The 23,382-nt window shown below is 48.0% G+C and carries 25 protein-coding genes, 1 pseudogene and 2 riboswitches; of the genes and pseudogenes, 17 read left to right on the top strand and 9 right to left on the bottom strand.

Going from position 1 to position 23,382, the window contains the following annotated elements; translation table 11 throughout:
* Positions 1 to 17 precede the first annotated feature (17 nt).
* The 6 genes from atoS (at position 18) to HP568_RS01810 (ending at position 6,852) form a co-directional block, all read left to right on the top strand.
* Positions 18 to 1,841: a two-component system sensor histidine kinase AtoS gene (gene atoS / locus HP568_RS01835; protein WP_173628151.1), complete on the top strand. Its 1,824-nt coding sequence runs from the start codon at positions 18 to 20 to the stop codon at positions 1,839 to 1,841.
* The gene (locus tag HP568_RS01830; protein WP_173628150.1) at positions 1,841 to 3,244 is read left to right on the top strand and encodes a sigma-54-dependent transcriptional regulator; all 1,404 of its coding nucleotides are present in this window, start codon (positions 1,841 to 1,843) and stop codon (positions 3,242 to 3,244) included. The genes atoS and HP568_RS01830 overlap by 1 nt, the downstream gene beginning before the upstream one ends.
* Before the next feature lie 165 nt (positions 3,245 to 3,409).
* Entirely contained in the window at positions 3,410 to 4,735 is a 1,326-nt protein-coding gene (locus HP568_RS01825) for a short-chain fatty acid transporter (RefSeq protein ID WP_173628149.1), read from the top strand.
* Between the two features lie 80 nt (positions 4,736 to 4,815).
* Positions 4,816 to 4,919, top strand: a riboswitch (guanidine-I (ykkC/yxkD leader).
* Positions 4,920 to 5,063: 144 nt separating this feature from the next.
* A complete protein-coding gene (locus HP568_RS01820; protein WP_048031296.1) occupies positions 5,064 to 5,417 on the top strand; it encodes a DMT family transporter in 354 nt (117 codons plus the stop codon).
* Positions 5,414 to 5,728, top strand: a complete 315-nt coding sequence (locus HP568_RS01815) for a DMT family transporter (RefSeq protein WP_048031297.1) — start codon at positions 5,414 to 5,416, stop codon at positions 5,726 to 5,728. The genes HP568_RS01820 and HP568_RS01815 overlap by 4 nt, the downstream gene beginning before the upstream one ends.
* A gap of 146 nt (positions 5,729 to 5,874) precedes the next feature.
* On the top strand, positions 5,875 to 6,852 hold the full coding sequence (locus HP568_RS01810; protein ID WP_173628148.1) for a cation diffusion facilitator family transporter: 978 nt from the start codon (positions 5,875 to 5,877) through the stop codon (positions 6,850 to 6,852).
* Positions 6,853 to 6,949: 97 nt separating this feature from the next.
* Here HP568_RS01810 and HP568_RS01805 read toward each other — a convergent pair whose 3' ends face one another.
* The 4 genes from HP568_RS01805 to HP568_RS01790 all read right to left on the bottom strand — a co-directional run bounded on the left by HP568_RS01805 (position 6,950) and on the right by HP568_RS01790 (position 10,487).
* Entirely contained in the window at positions 6,950 to 8,287 is a 1,338-nt protein-coding gene (locus HP568_RS01805; RefSeq protein WP_048031299.1) for a hemolysin family protein, read from the bottom strand.
* Positions 8,288 to 8,504: 217 nt separating this feature from the next.
* Positions 8,505 to 9,617: a site-2 protease family protein gene (locus HP568_RS01800; protein ID WP_173628147.1), complete on the bottom strand. Its 1,113-nt coding sequence runs from the start codon at positions 9,615 to 9,617 to the stop codon at positions 8,505 to 8,507.
* A 68-nt stretch (positions 9,618 to 9,685) separates the two neighbouring features.
* Positions 9,686 to 9,988, bottom strand: a complete 303-nt coding sequence (locus HP568_RS01795) for an iron-sulfur cluster biosynthesis family protein (RefSeq protein ID WP_173628146.1) — start codon at positions 9,986 to 9,988, stop codon at positions 9,686 to 9,688.
* Positions 9,989 to 10,130: 142 nt separating this feature from the next.
* Positions 10,131 to 10,487: a DUF3905 domain-containing protein gene (locus HP568_RS01790; protein ID WP_173628145.1), complete on the bottom strand. Its 357-nt coding sequence runs from the start codon at positions 10,485 to 10,487 to the stop codon at positions 10,131 to 10,133.
* Between the two features lie 126 nt (positions 10,488 to 10,613).
* Here HP568_RS01790 and HP568_RS01785 point away from each other — a divergent pair, with 126 nt between their 5' ends.
* Positions 10,614 to 10,790, top strand: coding sequence for a glycosyltransferase family A protein (locus HP568_RS01785; protein WP_113732258.1), 177 nt, complete (start codon positions 10,614 to 10,616; stop codon positions 10,788 to 10,790).
* A gap of 328 nt (positions 10,791 to 11,118) precedes the next feature.
* Positions 11,119 to 11,625, top strand: coding sequence for a hypothetical protein (locus HP568_RS01780; RefSeq protein WP_217366355.1), 507 nt, complete (start codon positions 11,119 to 11,121; stop codon positions 11,623 to 11,625).
* A gap of 703 nt (positions 11,626 to 12,328) precedes the next feature.
* On the opposite strand, the gene HP568_RS01775 is transcribed toward HP568_RS01780, so the two are convergent.
* Together HP568_RS01775 and sspK are read right to left on the bottom strand one after the other, a co-directional pair.
* Complete coding sequence (locus HP568_RS01775) at positions 12,329 to 12,901, bottom strand: hypothetical protein (protein WP_254550996.1); 573 nt, start codon at positions 12,899 to 12,901, stop codon at positions 12,329 to 12,331.
* Positions 12,902 to 13,522: 621 nt separating this feature from the next.
* Complete coding sequence (gene sspK / locus HP568_RS01770) at positions 13,523 to 13,654, bottom strand: small acid-soluble spore protein K (RefSeq protein ID WP_007724732.1); 132 nt, start codon at positions 13,652 to 13,654, stop codon at positions 13,523 to 13,525.
* A 97-nt stretch (positions 13,655 to 13,751) separates the two neighbouring features.
* Between sspK and HP568_RS01765 the strand changes: the two genes are divergently transcribed.
* The 3 genes from HP568_RS01765 to HP568_RS01755 are packed head-to-tail and all read left to right on the top strand — an operon-like array spanning position 13,752 to position 14,396.
* Positions 13,752 to 14,024: a DUF3886 domain-containing protein gene (locus HP568_RS01765; protein WP_048031305.1), complete on the top strand. Its 273-nt coding sequence runs from the start codon at positions 13,752 to 13,754 to the stop codon at positions 14,022 to 14,024.
* Entirely contained in the window at positions 14,024 to 14,170 is a 147-nt protein-coding gene (locus HP568_RS01760; RefSeq protein WP_007724729.1) for a hypothetical protein, read from the top strand. Before HP568_RS01765 ends, HP568_RS01760 begins: the two co-directional genes overlap by 1 nt.
* A gap of 49 nt (positions 14,171 to 14,219) precedes the next feature.
* Positions 14,220 to 14,396 (top strand): hypothetical protein, encoded by a 177-nt coding sequence (locus tag HP568_RS01755; RefSeq protein WP_173628144.1) that lies wholly within the window; start codon positions 14,220 to 14,222, stop codon positions 14,394 to 14,396.
* Between the two features lie 59 nt (positions 14,397 to 14,455).
* Here the strand turns inward: HP568_RS01755 and HP568_RS01750 are convergent, their stop codons facing one another.
* Genes HP568_RS01750 through HP568_RS01740 form a run of 3 tightly spaced genes read right to left on the bottom strand, consistent with a single transcriptional unit; the run spans position 14,456 to position 17,663 of the window.
* Entirely contained in the window at positions 14,456 to 15,643 is a 1,188-nt protein-coding gene (locus HP568_RS01750; protein ID WP_056490495.1) for an ABC transporter permease, read from the bottom strand.
* Positions 15,640 to 16,359 (bottom strand): ABC transporter ATP-binding protein, encoded by a 720-nt coding sequence (locus tag HP568_RS01745; RefSeq protein WP_007724719.1) that lies wholly within the window; start codon positions 16,357 to 16,359, stop codon positions 15,640 to 15,642. Before HP568_RS01745 ends, HP568_RS01750 begins: the two co-directional genes overlap by 4 nt.
* A gap of 26 nt (positions 16,360 to 16,385) precedes the next feature.
* Positions 16,386 to 17,663: an efflux RND transporter periplasmic adaptor subunit gene (locus HP568_RS01740; RefSeq protein WP_048031307.1), complete on the bottom strand. Its 1,278-nt coding sequence runs from the start codon at positions 17,661 to 17,663 to the stop codon at positions 16,386 to 16,388.
* Positions 17,664 to 17,873: 210 nt separating this feature from the next.
* On the opposite strand from HP568_RS01740, the pseudogene HP568_RS01735 reads away from it, so the two are divergent.
* The 6 genes and pseudogenes from HP568_RS01735 to HP568_RS01715 all read left to right on the top strand — a co-directional run.
* Positions 17,874 to 19,223 (top strand): annotated as a pseudogene (locus HP568_RS01735) (glucose-6-phosphate isomerase); the annotation flags it as partial.
* Positions 19,218 to 19,463 carry a helix-turn-helix domain-containing protein gene (locus HP568_RS30135; protein WP_309142201.1) on the top strand — a complete coding sequence of 82 codons (246 nt, stop codon included), beginning with the start codon at positions 19,218 to 19,220 and terminating at the stop codon, positions 19,461 to 19,463. The pseudogene HP568_RS01735 and the gene HP568_RS30135, both read left to right, overlap by 6 nt.
* A 63-nt stretch (positions 19,464 to 19,526) precedes the next feature.
* Positions 19,527 to 19,643: riboswitch (TPP riboswitch) on the top strand.
* Positions 19,644 to 20,278: 635 nt separating this feature from the next.
* Positions 20,279 to 21,382 (top strand): glycine oxidase ThiO, encoded by a 1,104-nt coding sequence (gene thiO, locus HP568_RS01730; protein ID WP_173628142.1) that lies wholly within the window; start codon positions 20,279 to 20,281, stop codon positions 21,380 to 21,382.
* Positions 21,383 to 21,470: 88 nt separating this feature from the next.
* The gene (locus HP568_RS01725) at positions 21,471 to 22,265 is read left to right on the top strand and encodes an LSm family protein (RefSeq protein ID WP_048031311.1); all 795 of its coding nucleotides are present in this window, start codon (positions 21,471 to 21,473) and stop codon (positions 22,263 to 22,265) included.
* A gap of 151 nt (positions 22,266 to 22,416) precedes the next feature.
* Complete coding sequence (locus HP568_RS01720; protein ID WP_048031312.1) at positions 22,417 to 22,815, top strand: YugN-like family protein; 399 nt, start codon at positions 22,417 to 22,419, stop codon at positions 22,813 to 22,815.
* A gap of 95 nt (positions 22,816 to 22,910) precedes the next feature.
* Positions 22,911 to 23,360: an NUDIX domain-containing protein gene (locus tag HP568_RS01715; protein WP_048031313.1), complete on the top strand. Its 450-nt coding sequence runs from the start codon at positions 22,911 to 22,913 to the stop codon at positions 23,358 to 23,360.
* Positions 23,361 to 23,382: the final 22 nt, after the last annotated feature.

Genomic DNA, 23,382 nt, shown 5'->3' with positions numbered 1-23,382 from the left:
TAAGGAGGACATTTGCAATGAAAACATATCTGTACCGCATCCGTTTTGTTGTGGCTGTCATTGTTGTCACTGTTTTACCGATTATCATTACCGGAATCGTATTGGTAAAATCGGCAGAGCAGGCTTTACTGGCGGAAAAGAAACAAAAGCTAATCGCCATCACGCAGCAATTGGATTTTGCGCTGTCGAAAGATTTTGACACTATTGTCGTGGAAGCTGGATTAGAAAAGGCGGAAAAAGAGGACAAGCTCCAAGCATTAAACGAGAAAATGCAACCGCTTACAGATCGTATTGCTCTGGCGCATCCGGGAATTGGCGTCGGTTATTATTCCGCAACCCTCGATTCCATCGTGACGTATGGACCCAGCAATGAAATGAGCTTGTACATAGGACAATCAATTGGCGAAAACCATCCGGGTCGCAGTGTCATGCAGACGCGGCAAATAGACGTAGTAATCGGCGAACAAGTACGCGGCAACATCATGAACGCCATGGTTCCACTCATTCGCAATGATCAAGTGATCGGCTATGCATGGGCGAATGAGCTCATGTCTACGATTGATATACAACTCGCGGATATGCGACAAAGCATTTATGCGATTTTGGGCATTGGCTGTATGATCGCAGCAGCAGCCAGCGGTTTGCTCGTTCATCGCTTAGAAGTGATTTTGTCAGAGATCAAGTCCGGGCTAAAGCGGCTTAGCCAAGACCTTTCCTTTCGTTTGAGGAGAATGGACGGTGAGCCTGGAGAAATTACAGGTGCGATCAACAATTTGGCGAGTGATTTGCAGGCTAGCCGTAGTCACACGGAGACGATCATGAATAGCATGGACAGCGGGGTCCTCGCGTTAAATCAAAGCGGGCATCTGATTGCTTGGAATGAGACAGCGATACATATGATTGGCTTCACGGCCAGTCGAGCAAAGGGAATGCATTACACGGAAGTTTTTACAGAGAGTGAGGCTCTCCTTCATATCCTGTTGGATACGCTCCAAAACGGTCGAGCCATCCGAGATGCTATGTGGCGCCATCAGCATCCAGACAGAGGCGTGCTGTGGCTGAAGGTCAGCTCTTCCATTTGGAAAAATACCACCGATGATGTGCTGGGAGCCATCGTCGTGCTGGAGGATCGCACGCAATGGCGGAGGATGGAGTCAAGGCTGGCTCAGGCAGAGCGACTGGCGGTCATAGGTGAGTGGGCGACCAGTATTGCCCATGAGGTACGCAATCCGTTGACAGCCATCAAAGCCTTCGCCCAGATCATCGAGGAGGAATGGCCAAAAGATCATGACTCTCGGGAATACACAGGGATTATTGTGGAGGAAGTCGAGCGTTTGAACCGTTTTACTGACGAGCTCTTGTTATTTTCTCGTCCCAATGAAGAGTCGAACGTACCTGTGCGCGTTCAGGAGGTAATCCAGCACACACTCAAGCTGCTGGAACATGTCGAGGGCTATAGCGGGGGGATTGTACAGCTCGTATGTGACGAGGATATTCCGGTCGTGATGTTCTCACCGGAGTTGTTAAAACAGGTATTTCTAAACATATTGCACAATGCACTGCAAGCAAAACCAATGGAAGGTCGAATCCAAATTGAAGTCAAAAATATAGACAATGATGTGCACGTTCAGGTAACGAATGACGGTCCGCCTATCGCGGAAGAAAACCTACTGGCTGTATTCGAACCATTTTTCACGACGAAGCAAACAGGTACGGGACTTGGACTGGCGATTTCCCAAAGGATCGTGCAAGCGTATGGCGGACATATTTTTGCTCAAAACACCCCCGAAGGAGTCTGTTTCACTGTCGTACTGCCGATTCGGGTAAAAGGAGGATTGTGATGACGAGCAGAGTGCTGATCGTAGACGACGAGGCCAACGTGAGAAAGGCATTGTCGACTACGCTACGCAAAATGGGATACGAGCTCCTGGAGGCTGGCAGTGGAGTAGAAGCTTTGGAGCAGGTCGAACGCTTTTGCCCGCAAGTCATGCTTCTGGATCTGCGTATGCCCCATTTAGATGGTATGGATACGTTGCGCCGCCTGAACGAGAGAAAGGGAAGACTCCCGAGAGTCGTGATGATGACTGCCTATGGTTCGGCCAGTGATGTCATGGAGGCCATGAAGCTGGGAGCGTTTGATTATGTGCAAAAGCCATTCGACTTGGGTCAGGTCAAACAAGTCGTTGCTCATGCACTTACACAGGGAGAGCTCCTTGAGCAAGGCGAAGTCGGGCAAGGCATACAGGAAGAGCAAGCAAATCCAGGCGGAACCAGCTTGATTGGCCTGAGTCCGGCTATGCAAAACGTGTACAAGCTGGTGGGAAAAGTAGCGATGTCTAAAGCCACTGTTTTGCTTGAAGGGGAGAGTGGCACAGGCAAAGAGCTCATTGCAAGAGCGATCCATGCCAATAGCCTGCGGGCGGATAAACCGCTCATTCCTGTCAATTGCGGTGCGATTCCTGAAAATTTGCTGGAGAGCGAGTTATTTGGATATGAACGAGGTGCATTTACAGGTGCCGTTCATCGCAAGCAAGGATTGTTGGAGCTTGCGAATGGAGGTACGTTGTTCCTTGACGAAGTAGGAGAGCTGAGCCTTTCTTTGCAGGTAAAACTGCTGCGGTTTTTGCAGGATCGCGTATTTATTCGGGTAGGGGGCATTGAGGCGGTATCGGTTGACGTTCGCGTGATTGCTGCCACCAACCGTGACTTGCAGGAGAGAATTCGCCAGGAGCTTTTCCGCGAAGATTTATACTACCGGCTCAATGTCGTTCCGATTCGCATGCCGCCACTTCGAGAGCGAAAAGAGGACATTCCACTGCTTATCCGTCACTTTCTCGCCAAATATGGAAAAGAGGCAGGGAAGCATGACCTCTGCTTGTCCGCTGATGCCACAGAAGCTCTGATCGCCTATCACTGGCCAGGTAATGTGCGTCAGCTTGAAAATACGATCGAACGAGCTGTTGTTTTGACCAGAGGAGCAGTTATCGGCCAAGAGCATGTCTTATCCCCCATTCAGGAAAACACGGTAAGTGAACGGACCAAAGGCCTTGGCAAAATCAGCTATGAAGGACGAACTATGCGGGAAATCATTGCCCAAGTCGAGCAGGAAGCCATTGCCCATACCTTGCGAAAAGAACGCGGCAACAAGCTACAGACAGCGAAAAGACTGGGCATATCACGGCGGGCACTGCTCTACAAGCTGCAAATGTACGGATTGGATTCGGCAATGGATGAAAGAGACTAATCGCCCGGTGTGCGCAAACAAGTGACATACTGTGCAAAAAGTAGTCAGCATGACGGAGTAATTTCCTGAAAGCGCATTCATTTTCTTTGAAAAACAGATTGGCATCCCTCTTGCTATATCAAAAAGCACAAGTACATGAATACTTTTGGAAAAGGGGATGAAAATGTGTTTCAAGCCTTAACGAACGCTTCAGTCCGCATGGTGCAACGCTATTTGCCAGACGCCTTTTTATTTGCAGTCATTTTAACCTTCCTCGTGTTTGTTGCCGGGATCTTCATCAATGGCAAAACGCCGATGGAAATGGTCAACTATTGGGGAGGCGGCTTCTGGAGCTTGCTGAGCTTTACGATGCAAATGGTCTTGATCCTGATTACGGGTCATACGCTAGCCAGTACGAATATTTGTAAGCGTGGTTTGAATGCCTTGGGATCACTGGCAAAAACACCAGGTCAAGCGATTGTACTCGTCACATTAGTATCCTGTGTGGCGAACTGGATCAATTGGGGCTTTGGGCTTGTGATCAGTGCGCTATTGGCACGCGTTCTTGCCAATCAAGTGGAAAAGGTAGACTACCGATTGCTTGTCGCCAGTGCGTATGGCGGATTTGTCGTCTGGCACGGAGGGCTTGCTGGCTCTGTACCTTTGACAATCGCTACGGAAAAGCACAGCTTAGAAAATATCATCGGTGTCATTCCTACCACGGAAACGATGTTTTCGCCGATGAATCTGACCATTGTGGCTGCAATCATGATTGTCCTCCCGATTGTGAACAGATTCATGATGCCTGCCGAAAAAGATACGATTGTATTTGCGGGCGAAGGGATCGCGCAACAAGAAATGGCTGCTGCTACTGATTATGCAGTCGACAATACTCCTGCTTCCAAAATGGAAAACAGCCGTTTAATCTCGGTTCTTGTTTCAGCACTCGGAATTATCTATTTGGTTTTCTATTTTGCTGATAAAGGCTTTAAGTTGAATTTAGATGTCGTAATCATGGGCTTCTTGTTTCTGGGTATACTCCTTCATGGGACACCGCGCAAGTTTTTGGATGCCATGAATGAAGCAGTGAAAACCACGACAGGGATCGTCGTCCAGTTCCCGTTTTATGCAGGTATCATCGGGATGATGACGGCTTCAGGACTGGCGGCGAGTATCTCTCAATGGTTTATCAGCATTTCGACGCCTACTACCTTCCCGCTGTTCACGTTTTGGAGTGCAGGCTTATTGAACATTTTCATTCCTTCTGGTGGAGGGCAATGGGCAGTACAGGGGCCAATTATGCTGCCTGTCGCCACTGAGCTGGGCGTTTCCCATGCAAAAGTAGCGATGGCCATTGCTTGGGGGGATGCGTGGACGAACTTGATTCAGCCATTCTGGGCATTACCTGTGCTGGCTCTTGCTGGATTGGGTGCGAGGGATATTATGGGCTACTGCTTGATGATGTTAATCGTGACAGGCGCCATTATCAGCTTGGGCTTCTTGCTTTTTTAGCGATGCGCGCACGTTCATTGCCAAACGCGGTGATTTTTGATATGATAAGGACAGTTACCCCAAGAAAAGAACTGCATATGTACTGAGTTTTCTAGGGTTCCGCGGTCAGTCATCTGGCCGGTCAGGACCGAGAGAAAACCCACGACCACGGTCGTGTACACGGAGGGATAAAAGCCCGGGAGGAATATCTGTGATGGTATTCACCCGAGGCTTTTTTTGCATTCGGAAAAAAGTCTGAGCCATCTTGGATGAGTATGTATTTTGGGGAACGATAAAAACGGATACGTCCGTTACCATGAATGTAAAAGAAAGAGGAGGGAGCCAGAACATGGGGAAGTATTGGTTGATGGTTGTCGTAGCAGCAGTATTTGAAGTCATGTGGGTAGCGGGCTTGAAGCACGCCGACAGCTTTTGGTCATGGGCGTTAACCATTATAGCGATTATTATCAGCTTTGGTGTTTTGATCTATTCAGGGAAAAAGCTGCCGACGAGTACGGTTTATGCGATCTTCGTCGGTTTGGGTACGGCTGGTACCGTTATTAGCGAAATGGTCCTGTTTGGAGAACCGTTCAGTTGGACGAAAGTGGGCTTGATCGCGCTTCTTCTGGGGGGAATCCTTGGGTTGAAGCTGGTCACACCAGATCATGAAGAGAAGCCGAAGAGGGAGGGTGAAGTGGCATGACATGGTTATCCTTAATTTTTGCAGGGTTGTTTGAGGTTGTAGGCGTAATGGGGATCACACAGGTCAACCAAAAACCCTCGTTCCGTTCCTTTGCGGTACTGATCGGCGGTTTTTCCCTCAGCTTCTTCCTCCTGTCCTTCGCCATGAGAGAAATCCCGATGGGAACAGCCTATGCGGTTTGGACAGGGATTGGTACGGTAGGTAGCGCCATTGTCGGGATGATGTTTTATGGGGAAGCGAAAGACAAGCTGCGAATCTTGTGCATCGCCGTGGTGATTATAGCAGTAGCAGGATTGAAATTAGTAGCATAAGGTAGCGGTTATAAGAAAAGGCAGATATTCCACTTCGGATGTCTGCCTTTTCTTTGTGTATATGTTCCATTTCTCATAAGGAACACTCTTTGCGAATAGGGAATAGTAAAGAAAATCGTCTCGTTCAAGGAGGGAATGGCATCACCATGAGCTCTTTCTGGGCAACGCTAAAAAAGGGAAATACGTCCTCGGCGACAGCGGCTTTGGGAAACACTGGGCTTGCTATCGCAAAAGGCTTTGCGGCTGTCTATAGTGGGAGTGGAGCCATGTTTGCATCGGCAATGCATTCGGTAGCCGATGCAGTCAACCAGTTCTTCGTTTTCTTTGGCAGCGTACTCGCAGAGAAAAAACCGACACCGAGGTTCCCAACAGGCTTTGGTCGTGTCATTAACATTTTCTGTATGGTCGCGGTGATCGTCGTAACCATCATGGCCTATGAAACCATTATGAAAGGCTTCCACCTTATTCAGGAACCCACAGAATCCAGCCATTTTTGGTTGAATTTCATCATTTTATCTCTAGCGGTCATCGTGGATGGGTACGTGCTGGTAAAAGTCATGTTCGAAATCGTTCATGAAGCTCGGGTGGAAGCGAAGGGCTTTGCTGTCATCCCTGCCGCTTTTCGGAATGTAGGACGTGCGGCTCCACCGACACGGCTTGTCTTTTACGAAGACATCGTGGCAACGCTCGGTGCGTTATTGGCGCTGATTGCCGTTATCGTCACTACGTTTACTTCCTTTGCCTTGCTGGACGGGATTGCCACCATCCTGATCGGAATTCTCATGGTAGGTGTGGCATTCAAGGTAGGGTACGACAACATGGTGGGTTTGATTGGTATTGCAGCTCCCAAAGAAATCGAGGATCGGGTAGCCAAAGTCATTTTTGCTGACCCGGATGTGACGGACATCAACCGGTTGCGGATTGTACAGGAAGGGCGTTTTTACCATGTGGAGAGCTATGTAGAATTGCGGACAGGACTAAGTCTTGCTGTGGCAGACGATATTAAATACCGTATTCGCGACAGCTTGCTTACCGACCCGGATATTAGCGATGTGACGATGGGAATTTTGGAGGACAACGGCGTGGACGACTGGAAGGAGCTCACGGGCCAGGGAACCACGTAGACGAACGAGAGCGAAGAAACTCACCTGCGAAACAGAAAAGCCCCGCACCAGCCAAGTAAGCAGGTGTGGGGCTTTGGTTTGTGCTAAGGTGTGATGATTAGGAGACGGTCAACAGTTCTTGTTGCTCCGATTCATCTTTTTCCAAACGCGTAATCAGAACGCGTGTGACACGGTGGTGATCCATCTGCTTGACGGTGAACAGGTGGTTTTCCCATTCTACTGTCGCACCAACAGCGATATCTTCTTCTAACTGGCTGTACAACCAACCGCCGATTGTGTCCACATCTTCGGATTCGAGTTCGAATGGAAGATGGTCATTCAGGTCAGCCAATACGAGCATACCGGATACGGAGAGGCCATTGTCCAGCTTCTCAATCTCTGGTCTTTCCTCGTCAAACTCGTCTTGGATATCCCCAACGATTTCTTCCAGAATATCCTCCATCGTTACGAGACCGGCTGTTCCGCCGTATTCGTCGATGACAATCGCAAGCTGCGAACGGTTTTTCTGCATCAGGCGCAATACCGTGCTGATTTCCATGGTTTCCGGTACTGTCAGGACAGGGCGGACCAACGAATCCAGCTCTACGCTTCCGTCTTGTAACGCAGAAAGGTAGAAGTCTGTCGCATGGACAAAACCGATGATGTTGTCCTTGTCCTCAGCTGCAACCGGAAAACGCGTGTGGCGCTGCGAGCGGATAATCTCCAGGTTTTCTTCAAAGGTATTCGTCGTATATAAGCAAACCATATCAATGCGCGGGATCATCGTTTCCCGAGCAACGGTTTCGGAGAAGTCAAAAACTTGTTCCACAAGAGCCAATTCGGTTTGGTCGATATGGCCACTTTGGTGACTTTGGTTAACCAGAAGACGAATTTCTTCTTCTGTATGCGCCGCTTCATGTTCTGAGATGGCTTCGAGTCCAAGTCGTCTCATGAGAGCGTTGGCTGTTCCGTTCAAGAACCAGATAGCCGGGTAAAGCAATTTATAGAAAAACATCAATGGCGCGGCAACCCACAACGAGGTCATTTCTGCTTTTTGAATGGCCAATGATTTCGGAGCCAACTCACCCAAGACAATGTGGAGGAACGTAATAATCGCAAAGGCTACACCAAAAGAAATCGCGGAGATCGCATACTCAGGCAATCCTGAAGATCCAAGCAAAGGCTCCACAATCATATGGGCAATGGCCGGTTCCCCGACCCAACCCAGTCCTAGCGAGGCGAGCGTAATCCCGACCTGGCAGGCAGATAGATAGGCGTCTAGCTTATGCGTTACTTTTTGGGCATAGACTGCGCGTCTGTTACCTTCATTCACCATCTGTGTCAGGCGCGTTTGCCGCACCTTCACGAGTGAGAACTCTGCGGCTACGAAAAAGCCGTTGAGAAAAACAAGAAATATAACAAGCAGTAGGTTGAGCACTATCGGGACGGTGTCCAAGTAAAAAGTCATCCTCTCTGGAATTTTATGAAAGTACTATTTTCTATTTTACTCTGATTGGGTGGAACGCACAAAAGCGATATACCACCGTAGGGGGCGTTTTACGCCCTTTTGGTCGGAAAGAGCGACCCTCAGATAACCGTAGCGCACGTTTTTGCGCTCGGAGAAGGCCGCAGATAGGCATCCGTTTCTGTCAAGCGACGCAAAGTGCAAGCGGTTACCTGTGCAGAATTTGTTGGGCGTAGACGAAAAATGCTGACAGTACAGCAGCTAGACCGAGATAGGCAGCTAACACTTTCCACTTCGTAGAGGCGGGTGCATCGTAGTACGTAGTGAGCTGGTGCATTTGCTCATCCAGTTCGGCTAATCTCTCTTGCGCCGCACGTTCTCCATCACGAAGCGCATCCGATGGGATCGGTCGGTTCGGGTCGGAATCGTAATACAAAACAGGCTCTCGTTCCCACAGTCTGAACAGTTCCCATTTTCTGTTCACATACACTTTATCGAGGCGCTTGAAGTCACGCTGAAGACGTTGTTTGTCCTGCAAAAATGGCACGTAAAATTTCTTCAAATCTTCCTGATTGATCGCATTTACCTCGGCATTCATTTGCGTGCGAATATCCCATGTCGATTCCAGCTCGGGCCATTTGGCTATGCTTTGCTGGAAGTCTGCAATCTTTTCGCGCTCGTATTGCAGGAGCTTTTGCTGATAGCCGCCACGTAGGCGGTTGTACCACGTAATCAAGCCGATGATGAAAATGAACACAGTAATCGGTCCTGGGTTGGCGAACAGCATAACACCCAGCCCGACTAACCCGATAAACCAAATTTTCGTCGACAAGACCGAAACGATGCGGCCGCCATCGAGCGGGGAGATAGGCAGCAGGTTAAATAAATTGAGCATGGCACCCAAGTAGATAACCAACCCCCAGAAAGGGTCTTGCGTATACCAATACAGCGGGAGGGCAGGCAAGAACGCAATCATCCCCGCCAAGGGCCCGCCGTAGGCTAAGTACGCCTCTGTTTTTGCGTCACGCGGCATGTCTTTCATGGCAATGAAGGCTCCTGCAAAAGGGATAAAGACAGCGGGTGAGGTCGCGATCCCTTTTCGCTTGGCGGCGATCACATGGCCCATTTCGTGGACGAAAATCAGATAGACGAGCGCCACGGCGAATTTCCATCCGTAAAAAACGGCATACGCCCACAAGGTAATCCCCATGGATATAATCGTGGTCCCGAATTTCGAAAACTTCAGTATGCTAAGTATCCATTTTAAATTGGCAAGTAAGAAAGCACCGATCGCCAAAAGGACTGAACGGCTTTTTTTCATCGTTTTTCCTCCCAGAAGATATAGGCAGATATTCCTTCTTACGAATCAAGCCAAGAGAAGTTTCTGTTCTAGTTGCCATCCAGACGAGGATTGGTGAAGTGAAAGCCGTACTCGCCATAGAGCGGATTGTAGCTAAGATGTCCCCCGTCGAAATACCAGAAATCAGTTGGACGAATGACAAATCGCAACCCCTCTACTTCCAACACAGCATCGTCGGTGAGGGCCTCATCTTTTTCAATCGCATAAAACATACCACCGGTCCCGGGGCCGCTTGTTCGTACATACAATCGAAGCGTATCTCCCGGTACAAAACCGGCATAACGTTGATAGGCAAGGGAAAACGCTGGCTCTATCATAAGTGTGATACTCATGGACTAGCTCCTTTCTGCTACTTGTCTCCCATTGTAACACAAGTCAGAGTAGTGTCCCGAAGCTCAAGGTGCAAGCGCAATCCAAAAACACCCGTCCGGTCAGAAATGTCTCTGCCGAACGGGCTGCATGAAAAAGCTGGCATTAGTCCTTGCCTTTGCTCACATCGAGGGTAGGGTGCATAAAACGCCCTCTATCTGGTTCTTCTTGATCCTCGAGGAGCTCACGATTTTCTATCGAGTTCCAGCCAATGTCATTGGTCGGATGTACCCACCGGTCCCCTGCCATGACGGAGGGATCGGTTTCTGTGTTCCAGTTGTGTAAGGGAGATTCCTTGGACTCGTACAAGCTGTCACCGATGACGACTCCGAACTCATTGACGAATGGCTTTTGAATCGTACGGGACGAGTTTTTGAAGTCAGGAGCACTGATTTGATGCGGCAGCGTCCCATCGAGGGAAATATCCTTCGTCTTGTCGTTCTTTTGCTGATCGTTATCCATCATCTGGACCTCCTTTTATCCCATAGCATGCATCAGTCACTGACCCCTTATTCCGTTTCGGGGGGGAGCTTGCGCCCAGCCCAAATGAGACCCAGCCGTATATGCTAAAAAAAGGGGGAAGATCTGATGCGAACGAGTGTGATCATTCCCGTCAGAGATGCAGCTCATCAGCTTCTGTATACCTTGTTTAGCCTGAACTTGCAGTTTGCCGATTTTGAAAAATATGAAGTGATTGTGCTGGATAACGGCTCCAGTTCTAATAACGTCTTGATTAGATTTGAGGGGGATGTGAGATGGGACTGATCGGTCTAGTCCGATCTTCACGGTTGTTTCCATCGCCATAATAATTGTTATAAGGATCAGTACTAACGAATAACCATTCTTCAGGGATAACCGCTGTAAGGTCCTTCAATTAAAGGAATCTCGGTCATTTATGCCACGACATCGATAATCTCAGAATAGGTCAAATCTACTGGGCCAAGTAATTAACATTCAAGCATAAGTAGCGAAAGACGCTTAAATAACAAAGATATCGCGACCCACTAATGAAGTGTATTTGATAATATGTGGAATTTATTGATAAATAATAATGTTGAAACTGATTCGTTTGGGGGAGGGAGCGACCATTTGTATGAAAGTGCGCTCTACGTTAGCAGGTCTTATTTACGGTTTGGTGACTATGTTTTTTTTGAGTGTTATCATTTCTTTTCTTGGAGATTTCGCAGCTGGAGGCATGTCGGTTGGGGGAGCATCGTTTGCGGGATGGTTATGGTTTTTTGCGACATCCCTATTTCCTGTCTTTGTTATTTCTGGTATTTCAGGTTACTTCCAGGCATTCAGGAACATTCGCCTATGGGTATATTGGGTTTTATGTGCTTTTCTAGGTTTTATCATCCCCCTTTTCATGGGGTCAGTTGGTGCTACGCTGATGCTTATTTTAGAGTATGGCTTTGAGCGTGTAATGACCCCGTCAACAGAGATTACAGCGAATGATATCATGCATGACTATTTTAAATTAGCACCCTTATATGCCCTGATAGTACTACCAGTTACGACACCCTTTTTGGCTCTTTGGCTTAAAGGAATGCAAGCTTTTCTAACCTATGTTGAAAATAAGTGGAAAAAGGAGACCTTGTGAGCTGTAAGGATCGAATCTCCTCGAATCGGCCAGATCATTATGAGCGTCAATAGGCTAGTAAATGGGGTACCGCCAGCAAAGTAACCAGAAACCACGTTAAGGGGAAATGTGCTGTAAAATACGCCTTTTGCGACAGTTTTTGTGGGGGCATAACGGTGTACCCACTAGCCCAACCCTACACATAGAATAAAAAAGCAGAAAAGGGCCTTTGTAGCTCGTTTGGTAAGGTATTTAAACATAACCGGTAGCAAAGGGATTTAGCCTAATCAAGACGTTGATCGGGATATTCGTGTTATAAAATATTTAAAAAAACCCTCCATTTGGGAGGGCCTACGACTTAATTGCTTGCGGGTTAGACTCTAATTTTTTTTCGAAGTATCCCTAAATATTTCCGTTTGTATTTGTTTACGCCTTATTGAGATATGCCTAAATGCTGTGCAACTATTTCTTCTGGAACTCCGTTAATCAATACTTATTCAAAATTAGTCAGCAAAGCATGTTCAAATGATAAAAATTTGAAAACAAGAAGAAATGAAGAAGCAACTTTATTTTGTAAAGATATGAAATATACTCACAAATATCCAGTATATACACTATAGTTTAATTGTTTTACGACATAAACAAGAAAGGTCAGCCTAAAGGTTGACCTTTCGGATATTTTCTATTCTATTAGCACAGAACTTATAACATATCCTTCATTCATTTAATCAGTAATTTTTTTAAGCTCAAAAATAGTTGCCTCTGATAACAAGATAAGCCTATCGTTATTAACAACAAAAAAACTTATACCTACAGGTATGCTCATTTTTGTAGAAGGGTCACTTATATCTATTACTTTTACTCCATCATTTTCATTTAAGTCTGGGATATCTATTTTATATAATCTATAAAAAGAGAGAGAGTTATCGCATGTCGCTGTAATCTCATATAGTGGATTTTTTAGTTCATATTGATATTTCGTATAATTTTTAAGTCCTTTTGATGAAAAAAAGTCTTTTTTGATTATAAGTTCATCTCCAATAAATTTTTGCCCTGTTGGATATTCAGAAGCATCATTATATGAATTTGCAAATCCTAAAAGCTTCTCAACTTTCCAAGTTCCGTAGAAATATTTTTCAGTTTCGCTATCCAAATTTATACGTTCTACAGTACAATATTCGGATGTGTTTTCTGGAATAATAGACTCATCCGTTTCAGGTTTAGGCTCACTAGAAGTATTTGGATTTGATGGCATTTCAATATTTCCACAACCCGATGCTAGCATCAACATGATCATGATACAAACCAATAATATTTTTTTCATATTTCACACTCTTTTTTATTTTTTTGATTGTGTCATATTCATTCTTTGATAATCGTTTGAGCACTATTGGCACCTGTTATGACGTTTTGGCATACAAAAAAGTTCTAGGTATTTTTCCTAAATATTTTCGGGTTCTCAAGCTCCGTTTCTGCTATTCCTTCGCATTAATTCGCTTCTACTTAGACGCATCCATACCCAATTTTTTGTTTCGAAAGAAGATTGAAAAACACTCTCAGCATCTTCTTAGCATTAGTAAATCCCACATTTTACGGGGGCCCGATAATAGGTATTATGTTAGCTAACGTCCGCATCCTCAAATTCGGGCGTTTTTGGCCGTTTTCCGCGATTATCATTTTGGGGACTGGAGAAAAATCCTTCGAAATGTCATTGCTGATGTATTTTCGATTTCGTCCGCAACCAAAGAAACGTTCCCTTCAATTGCATACTCATGAATGATTCTCTCCTGCTCTATAATTTCTTCGCGTAGCTCTTCGATGAACTGTCATTCTCATGAGATTACACTCCCCCTAGACTCATCAAACTTTAGAAAGAGTAAAAATCGCCGAGCATAATGGCTGCCCGGCGGTTTTTTTGTTAGCGGTTTTCTTTTAGCCTTTCTTGTGGTTCACTATTAATGGAGCCGTCAGAACGGACAGCCTCGGATTGGGCTTTGGGTCCTCGGATTTCAGCGGTTTTTCCAAAATCTTTTTCTTTGTTACGTACCATGTGATGTCCTCCTCTTTGTGAAAGATGAAGATAGTATGACCCGGATGGGGCCAGAGAATGAGGACAGAATGAGGATAGGGAAAGGGTGGCAATTCAAATGGCGAAAAAACAACGAAAACCACAACGTCAAGCAGCGACAACAACTACGACAGACGCGAAAAGCGGATTGAACAGTTTGAAGGATATGCTGAATGCAGATGCGCTCGGAGCACTCAAGCAGCTTGAAAAAGACATGAAGACAGAAGGCGAGCGCAAAGAGAAGGAAGCAGCCGAACAAAAGCGCCGAGAGCAGGAAGAACGCGAGCGCAACAAGAGCTTTGCTGAGCTTTTGAACGATTACGAGAAAAAAGGCGGAGGCAAGTACAGCTAATGCGAGATGGACGGCAAACGGACCGACCGGATACTTCCAAAAACGGTTTGATGAAAAAGCGTCAACAAGATATCAAGGACGAGTCCATCAAGGAACGGGGCCGGATGGTCCTCGGCCGATTGGGCAAAAAGGACCCGAAGAAGTGATTTTTTCCCTCTCATCCCCATATAGCTAAAGAGTGAGGGGAGGGAAGTCATGGGGACAATCCTGCTCCTGTTTAGCCTCTTGTGCGTGGCGGTGGGTACCTGGAAATTAATCGGGATCTACAAGGCCCAAAAGGCTGACAGCAAGCCGCTCTGGTGGACAGTCGCGAGCGTGGGGATTGCGGTTTTTTTTCTTTTGAAGCTGGTAACAGATACGTTGCCAACATAAACAAGCACCTGTAGCCAGAGAGCTTACAGGTGCTTGTTTTTTAAAAAAAGGCTACTCCATTATTCGTAACGCAGTGCTTCGATTGGATCGAGCTTGGCTGCCTTGTTGGCCGGATAAAGGCCGAAGAAAATACCGATGGCACTGGAGAAGCCGAATGCGATAAACACGCTGTTCCAGGACATAAGCGGTGGCAACTGTGCAAAATAGGCAATAATCGAAGCAATACCAAGGCCGAACAACACCCCGATCAAGCCACCGATCAAGCAGACGATGACCGATTCAATCAAAAACTGAATCAAAATATCTCGTCGGCGTGCCCCTAAGGCTTTGCGAATCCCGATTTCGCGAGTACGCTCTGTCACGGATACGAGCATGATGTTCATAACGCCGACGCCGCCAACCACGAGGGAGATACCTGCGATGATACTGAAGATCAGCGTCAGGGTGCCCGTCATTTGATTAAACTGATCCATTGATTCTTGCATACTGCGAACTCTGTAATGGTCTTCCTTTTGATGCTTGCGGCTCAAGTATTGTTTGACCTGCTGCATGGCTGGGTCGACAGAGGCTTTGTCTATCGCTTTTCCCATGAGCATTTGAACAGAAGGCTCTTCCTGCAAGCTCATTTCGTAACGGATGGGAATAATCGCTCCATAGCTCGTTGCCATATCAAACTTGAACTTCTCTTCTGTGTACGTCCCGATTACGACGAGAGATTGATTTCCCCAGCGAACACGTTGACCAATCGGGCTCATTTGACCGAACAGCTTTTGAGCAAGAGCTTCCTCCAGGACGATGACAGCGCGTTGTTCTTTGTCATCGATCTCGTTGAAAAGTCGCCCTTTTGCCACCTTCAAGGTTGATTGCATCGAAAAATAATCAGCAGTGGAGGCAGTGAGGTTGACGCGCTCTTCTTTTTTCGGACCCTTCAAATCAATCGTGCTGGAGTTGTAAGGTACGATGTATTCGATGGCAGGACTAATCCTGCCGAGTACCTCGGTATCTTCCACGGTCATATCTTCTGAAGCGATCTCTTCTTTTGTCTCCCAATTGATGAAGACGTTAAACGTATTTTGCCCGAACTTTTCCATCTCTTCGTTGATGGCTTTCTGTCCGCCTTCGCCGAGTGCCGTGACGACAATGACGGAGGTAATTCCGATGATGATCCCGAGCATGGTCAAGATCGAGCGCATTTTGTTCGCCCAGATACCCTCTACGGCGGTGTTAAAGCTTTCCATAAAATTCATGTGACAATCACCTCGTCAGACGGCTTGGAGAATATTCGCTCCGTAACCTTTTCATCGCGAATGATTACGCCATCCTTGAAAGTCACAATCCGCTCAGCGTGCTGGGCGATATCCAATTCGTGGGTAACGAGAATGATCGTAACGCCCTGCGCATGCAGTTCCTGAAACATGGCCATGATTTCTACTCCGGAGCGGCTGTCCAGATTTCCCGTCGGTTCGTCTGCCAAGAGGATGGCCGGCTTATTGACCAGTGCTCTGGCAATCGCTACACGCTGTTTTTGACCACCGGATAGCTGGGTTGGTTTATGGTCCATGCGCTCAGCCAATCCCACTCGTTTGAGTGCTTCTGTTGCCCGTTTGCGCCGTTCTGAGCGGCTGACATTCGCGTACATCATCGGCAGCTCTACATTGTGCAAGGAGGAAGAGCGGGCGAGTAGATTAAACGATTGGAACACAAAGCCGATCTTTTGGTTGCGAACAACAGCAAGCTCCGTATCCTTCAGACTGCTAACCTCAATGCCGTCTAGCATGTACGAACCCGAATCAGGACGATCCAGGCAGCCCAGCATGTTCATAAACGTCGATTTCCCTGATCCTGATGGCCCCATGATGGCAACGAATTCGCCTTGTTCCACCAGCAGGGAGACACCTTTTAAGATGGGCAGTACGGTATCACCCGTCTTGTATGCTTTCGTCAAGCCTTCTACATGAAGCATCGTCGGCTGACCTCCTTCTTTACGTGTTACATACCCATTGGTGCGCCGCCGCCACTCATTGGCATGATAGGAGCTCCTTCAGTCAGGGATTCGACAGGGCCTAAAATCACTTGCTCATCACCGTTAAGTCCAGACTTGACGTGAGTGAACAACTCATTTTCCATACCGGTTTCGACCTTCTGCTTCTTCGCAACACCATTAGCAGATACCCAGACAAAGGTACTGCCGTCAGCATCTTGCTGAATAGCTTCGATTGGTACTTGCATGGCATTATCGATTTTTTCGACGGAGATGTTGATGTCCACATGGAAGCCAGGCTTCAAAGCAGATAGATCGCCAGATGGCTTGAGGGTGACTTTGACGCGTGTTTTTTCACCTTGCCCCGACTTGGTGGCAGTAGTGGTCGCGGTTGGAGAGATGCGAGCTACTTCCGCATTCAGCTTTTTCTTTCCGAGTGTCACGCCTTCAATCGTGGCAGACTGTCCGATTTTGAGTTTGTTGACATCGGATTCGTTAATATCCGCTTCTATCAACAGATTGTTCAGATTGGCAAGGGTCAAGATTTCTGTCCCCTTGTTGACGTATTGACCGTTATCAGCTGCAACGCCAATGACGGTTCCATCCATAGGTGCTACGACGACGCTTTGGACACGTTCTTTATTCAGTTGTGCTTTTTCTACATTCAGCTTGTTGATTTGGGCTTGCTGAGCGGCAATGTCTTCCTTGCGTGGGCCCTTTTGCTTGAGAGCGAGCTGTTGCTTGGCGACATTCAGTGTAGACAGAGCGCTATCCATTTGTGATTTCAACTTGTCCAGCTCTTGTTGGGTAGAAGCGCCAGAAGTGAATAGTTGATTCATCCGATCATATTCTCGCTTTGCCGCATCGTATTCACGCTGGGCTTGGGAGACACGTTCTTGGTCTTGTGCGACTTCTTCCGGCTCGTTGCCGATTTGTGCCTTGGCGAGGTTGGCTTTGGCCAATTCCATTTGCGCTTCCAGCTCGAGGATTCGGCTATCAACATCGGACGTGTCAATTTTTGCGATCACTTGTCCCTTTTTCACCTTGTCGCCTTCTTTGACGACAAACTCACGTAAGGTTCCGGTGACGTTGGCGTACTGTTTGAGCTTGTCTTCTACGGTGACGAGTCCTGATGTCAAAACCTTGCTTTCCAAAGCTGATTTCGTTGGTGCGCCGATGTTGACAGGCATTCCCATAGCTTGTTGCGATCCCATCATGGAAAACGCAACGCCCCCGATGCCCAGGAGGACTACGACGGAACCGATGATCCACCATCGTTTTTTCATGTTCATTCTCCTTGCTTTGGTAAGAACCATATTATTTCAGTGCTCGAAAGGTTTTTACGGTAGTACTGGAAAAAGGTAACATGAAACGCCGAATGTTCACATTTTGGACACAAATAAATGCATTTTGATACGTTTTGTCGGAAGGTTCTTTGCCGCCAATTGCCGTGATATCATAGATAAAGATGAGATGACGTTCCTCGGAGGGGAGCTATGAACAAAACGATTCGCTTTGATTACGCCAACGCTCGAGCCTTTGTCAAACAGCATGAGTGGGAGCAGCTTTCTCCAGCGATCGAAATTGCGCATCAAATGCTTCATTCAAAGACTGGGCCCGGCAAGGATTATCTTGGTTGGGTCGATTGGCCGGAACAATACGACCGGGACGAGTATGAACGAATTCGCCAAGCGTCAGCCCGAATTCAATCGAACTCGGATGTGCTTCTGGTGATTGGTATCGGAGGCTCGTATCTGGGGGCAAAAGCGGTGCTTGACATTTTAGGCCACAGCTTCTACAATTTGCTGCCGAAGTCCAAGCGACATTCTCCGGAGATTTATTTTGTGGGCAACAATATTAGTCCGATTTATATCTCTCATCTGATGGACGTATTAGAAGGAAAAAATGTGTCTATCAACGTCATCTCAAAATCGGGCACTACGACTGAGCCCGCTATCGCGTTTCGACTTTTTCGGGAATGGCTGGAAAAGAAATACGAACGTGAAGAGGCCAAAAAACGAATTTACATTACGACCGATAAACAGCGAGGAGCCCTGAAAAAGCTGGCGGATGACGAGGGCTATGAGTGCTTTGTCATTCCAGATGATATCGGTGGGCGATATTCAGTCCTGACCGCGGTTGGATTGTTGCCGATTGCTGTAAGCGGGGCGAACATGGATGCTCTCATGCAAGGGGCCAGAGATGCACGCGAACGCTACATGGTCATGGATTTGCGCGATAATCCGTGCTATCAGTATGCGGCGATTCGCAATGTACTCTATCGAAAAGGCAAGACAGTGGAGCTGTTGGTCAGTTATGAACCGCAGTTTCGCTACTTTGCGGAGTGGTGGAAGCAGCTTTTCGGGGAATCGGAGGGCAAGGATGGCAAAGGGATTTTTCCGGCTTCTGCCGAGTTTTCAACGGACTTGCATTCGTTGGGCCAATACATACAGGACGGCATGAGACATTTGTTTGAGACCGTTGTGTCTGTGACGAAGCCCACTGTGGATTTGACTGTTCAGGAGGACCCCGCTGACGTCGATGGATTGAACTTTTTGACTGGCAAACGAATGGGGTATGTCAATAAAAAAGCTTTCGAGGGGACGGTGCTGGCCCATGTGGATGGCGGCGTACCGAATCTGCTTGTAGAAATACCGGAGGCGACAGCTTACTATCTCGGCGGACTGATTTACTTTTTTGAAAAGGCATGCGGAATCAGCGGCTATTTGCTAGGCGTCAATCCGTTTGATCAGCCAGGGGTGGAGGCGTACAAGGCCAATATGTTTGCCTTGCTGGGTAAGCCGGGCTACGAGCGGCAGAAAGCGGAACTGGAGGCTAGATTGCGCGAGAATAAGACGTATTTGACCGTCGAGGAGACAGCTGCCTATTTGGAGCTTCCCGAGGCGTTTATTATGGAAAAAATCAAGCAGGGGCGCATCCGTGCTGTCCATGACGGCAATGAGTACATCATCAACAAAGAGCAATTCAATCATCATCTGGAGGAAATTCGCAAGCTCCAGGAGTTCGAGGATGCCGCGCGTCATGAGCCGATTCCGGAGAGCTACGATGTGAAGGATGAGGATTAACCAGCGACGTGCTTGTCAGATGGTTGCAAACAGGACTATACTTACAAAGGAATATCATAATGAACAAGCAACTTGGGGAGTCCTTCATGCGGGGCTGAGAGGATGGAAGCAATCGACCATCGACCCATTGCACCTGATCCGGATCATGCCGGCGCAGGGATACGGTTGCCGGCAGACAGCGCTTTTTTGCTTGATTGTTACCTATGCGTATGTAGCCCACCTTTTCCTGCTCGGGAACTGGTGGGCTTTTTGTTATGAAGTGGACATGTGGCTGTAGGGAAGAGAAGAATATTTCCAGTCTAGGCTCCAGGCTCCGTCCTGCTGGGGGCTGGGACTGCCCGCTCCGAAGGGATTCGCGGGGAAACGCAAAAGTGGTAGCCGCTTCGTAGCCCGGGCACGGTTGCGTTTCTTTTGCCCGCGAATCCCTTCTCCGCTCGGTAGGACTCCACAAGTCGCTACGTCTGGAAATATTCTTCTCTGGCGTAACTGATTGCGTTCTTCAACATTTTTAAAGCTTTAAAAGACCGGATCACACGGAAAGCTCGTAGAGGAAACAGGAGAAATAAGCGAAGATCTTAGGGACACCGACCGAGACGCAATGCAAAAAGCGAAACACGCTTTTAAGCGTCCACCTCTGAAACACATCCTGAAGAGACCACTTTGGACGCTGTTTCGATTTTTGCATGGAGTCGTGCAGTCAATCCCCCAGGGGGTGGGCCTAGAAGCTGAGCGTTTTCTCCTGTTTCCTCCACACCGCAACAGCAACGAAATTGATGTTTTTATTAGACGTGCAACTTAGTGAGGAGAGAAAAAAGATGAGTGATTGTCTGGTAGTGGGTGGAGGAATTATTGGATTGAGTTTAGCATACGAGCTGTCACGGCGTGGGGTGAGCGTGACCTTGGTCGAGCAGGGTGAATGGGGAGGTCAGGCATCTTCGGCCGCAGCCGGAATGCTTGCTCCTTTGAAAGAATTCACGGCACCTGGACCGATGCTCGATTTGGGCATGGAGTCACTTGCGCTATACCCGGAATGGGTAGCAGAGCTGGAGGAATTGACTGGTGGAGATGTACAGCTAAGCCTGGATGGGTTACTCACCGTCGCTTTAAATGAGGAGGAAGTCCAACAGCTCGCCGACAAGTACCGTTGGCAAAAAGAAGCGGGACATGCTGTGCAATGGCTCTCGAATACAGCGCAAGTGAAAGAGGTAGAGCCGCTTCTGACCGATCAAGTGCAAGCCGCTATCTATTCGCCGTACGAAGGGCACATCAACAATCGAATGCTTCTTCGCGCCTTGGCTACTGCTTGCCAATTGCAAGGAGTGAAGCTGTTGTCTGGCTGCGTGGTGAGCGGCATTGCGGTTAAAGGCGGAAAAGTGATCGGGATCGAGACCTCTTCAGGGTCACTGCGTGCCACACAGACGGTGATTTCCTCGGGAGCGTGGGTTGGAATGATGCTTGAGATGCTGGGCGTTTCCGTGCCGATTCGCCCTGTACGCGGACAGATCGCGGCTGTCTCGTCCGTAGGGATTCCACTGCGAACGGTGATTTTCGGAACGACAGGCTACATCACTCCGAAAAAGGACGGAAAAATTGTCATTGGTGCCACTGAGGATGAAAGTGGTTTTCAGCGGGACGTCACAATGGCGGGATTAGCCAGTATCCTGCAAGGGACCATGCCGTATGTTCCTGCGCTGCACTCGGCTACCTTTCTGGAGGCTTGGGGTGGACTTCGACCTGCGACACAAGATGGCAAGCCGCTCCTGGGCCCCGTTCCTGGCTGGGAAGGACTGTCGATCGCAGGTGGACATTTCCGCAATGGCATCCTGCTTTCCCCCGTCACGGCTAAATCGATGGCGGACTTTGTGGAAAAAGGAGAAACGGAGCGCCTTTTGCCATTTTTACCTGCCCGCTTTCTGTAAATTGGGCTAGTCTCGCCTAGATTCCGGTAACCTCCCCATGGGCACTTGTATATGGTAATAAAGAAACACTAGAAGGGGAGGAGTTTCCATGCAGTCTGATTCTGATAAAAACCTGTATCAGGCTGACATTCAGTTTGTCAGCCTGTTAAAGGATATGCGAGAAAATGTGCACAACATTTGCAAGGAGCACGTGGAGAAAAAAGTGCGCATCGAAGCAATTGACGGGCAAGTGTTTGAAGGCGTCATTGTCGATTATGATGATCAGAACGTATACGTAGAAGTTGTAGACCAGGATGCGGAGGAAGAAGAAGTTTTCGAAGAGTATGATTATGAGGACTATGAGGACTACAATCCTTATCAAGTAATGGAAGTAGCCAATCGGCAGCCGTATGGAGGATGGGGGCAATATCCTGATTATTACTTTCAGTATGTGAGCTATAATCCGTATGCAGGTTATCCTCCCTATGGCGATCTCAGTCCTTATGGGGGCAATCCATACTATCCGCAGGTCAGTCCCTACGGAGATGAGTTCAATCCTTACAGTCAGGTCAGTCCTTTCGGCAGTTCCAACAACTCACGGGTCAGCCCATTTAGCAGCAGCAATCGTCCCGCCCCCCAAGTCAGCCCATTTAGCAGCAGTAACCGTCCCGCCCAAGTCAGTCCGTATAGCGAGCAGAAGCCGCAGGTAAGTCCTTGGGAGCAAAATATTTCGCCATATCCACCATTCCCGCCGTATCCGCCATTTTTTTGTCCGCCACCACCACCCCCACCGCCATATGTTTTGCCAAAAGTACAAGGGAGAAGGAGACGGAAAAGATGCAGGAATGGACGTAAAATCATTCCATTGGCGCTCTTTACGCTCCTGACAATTGTCTTGATTTAATGGCGGGAAACTTACAAGCCTCTCAAGGCCATCACGGCTTAGGAGGCTTGCTGCTTTTTGTAAGTGTGAGAGTACAACCTCTCCTTTTGTCACACACTACGAACAAAACGGTGGACGTTTCTCACAGAATAAATAAAGGCAGGGATGGACGATGAAACAAATAAACAGCAGCTTGCCAGGCACGCGGGCGACATTCGGTTATTTTCGTGAAGCACTTCAGCCGCATTTTACATTATCCAACTGGGATTATGAGCAAGGGTATTTTGACCGGGCGCTGGATGACAAGAACACGGTCTTTTTGCGCTTGCCTGTAAAAGTCTTGCAAGGCGAGCTCGACAGCCCGGATGCCTGGCTGGAACTCGGGCGGCCGTTTGTGATCCGGCATGTGTACCAGACTGGGGTAGAAGAAGATATCGGCTACACGGAGGCACTCGCTTCGGGCTTGATGAATCAGTTTCAGGAGCCGGTAGACAAGGACGCACAGATTGATTCGAGATGGATTCGAAAAGCAGAGGCGGTTGTCAAAGAGCTGGAGAATCGCCTCGCGTGAGACAGGCCGCCGATAGGCCTGTTTTTTCTTGTTCCTGGCAGGGAAAATATAGGTGGCTAAAGAATGGTAGCACATGGAAAAAGTGAGGTGGAAATATGGCCTGGTACCATGCAGTGGCGAAATGGTATTGGAAAATCCGCAAACCTCTTACCTTGGGTGTCCGTGTCATTGTAACGGATGAAGAAAAGGGAGTATTGTTAATTCGGCATACGTATGTCCATGGCTGGTATTTGCCGGGAGGAGGAGTAGAGCGAGGAGAGTCGTTTGGGGATGCTGCTCGCAGGGAGCTGTGGGAGGAGTGCGGAATACGAGCGGTCGAACTTACCCTCTGCCATCTTTTTTATAGTGAGCGGGAAGGGAAACGAGACCACATTGCCTTGTATCATGTCGACCTCACACCTGGCCAAGATTTGCATAAGGATGACAAGGAAGTAGCGGAAATGCGTTTTTTTGCTTGGGATGAGCTTCCGCGGGAAATATCACCAGCTACAGAGAGGCGCTTATCTCAATTTCGCAAGCAGTCTTTTCAGAGTGACCGCTGGTGACAGGTGGGATTTTATGCAAGTC

The sequence above is a fragment of the Brevibacillus sp. MS2.2 genome (genome assembly GCF_013284345.1).
Lineage (GTDB): Bacteria > Bacillota > Bacilli > Brevibacillales > Brevibacillaceae > Brevibacillus > Brevibacillus brevis_C.
This window is presented reverse-complemented; position numbering and strand designations above follow the sequence as displayed.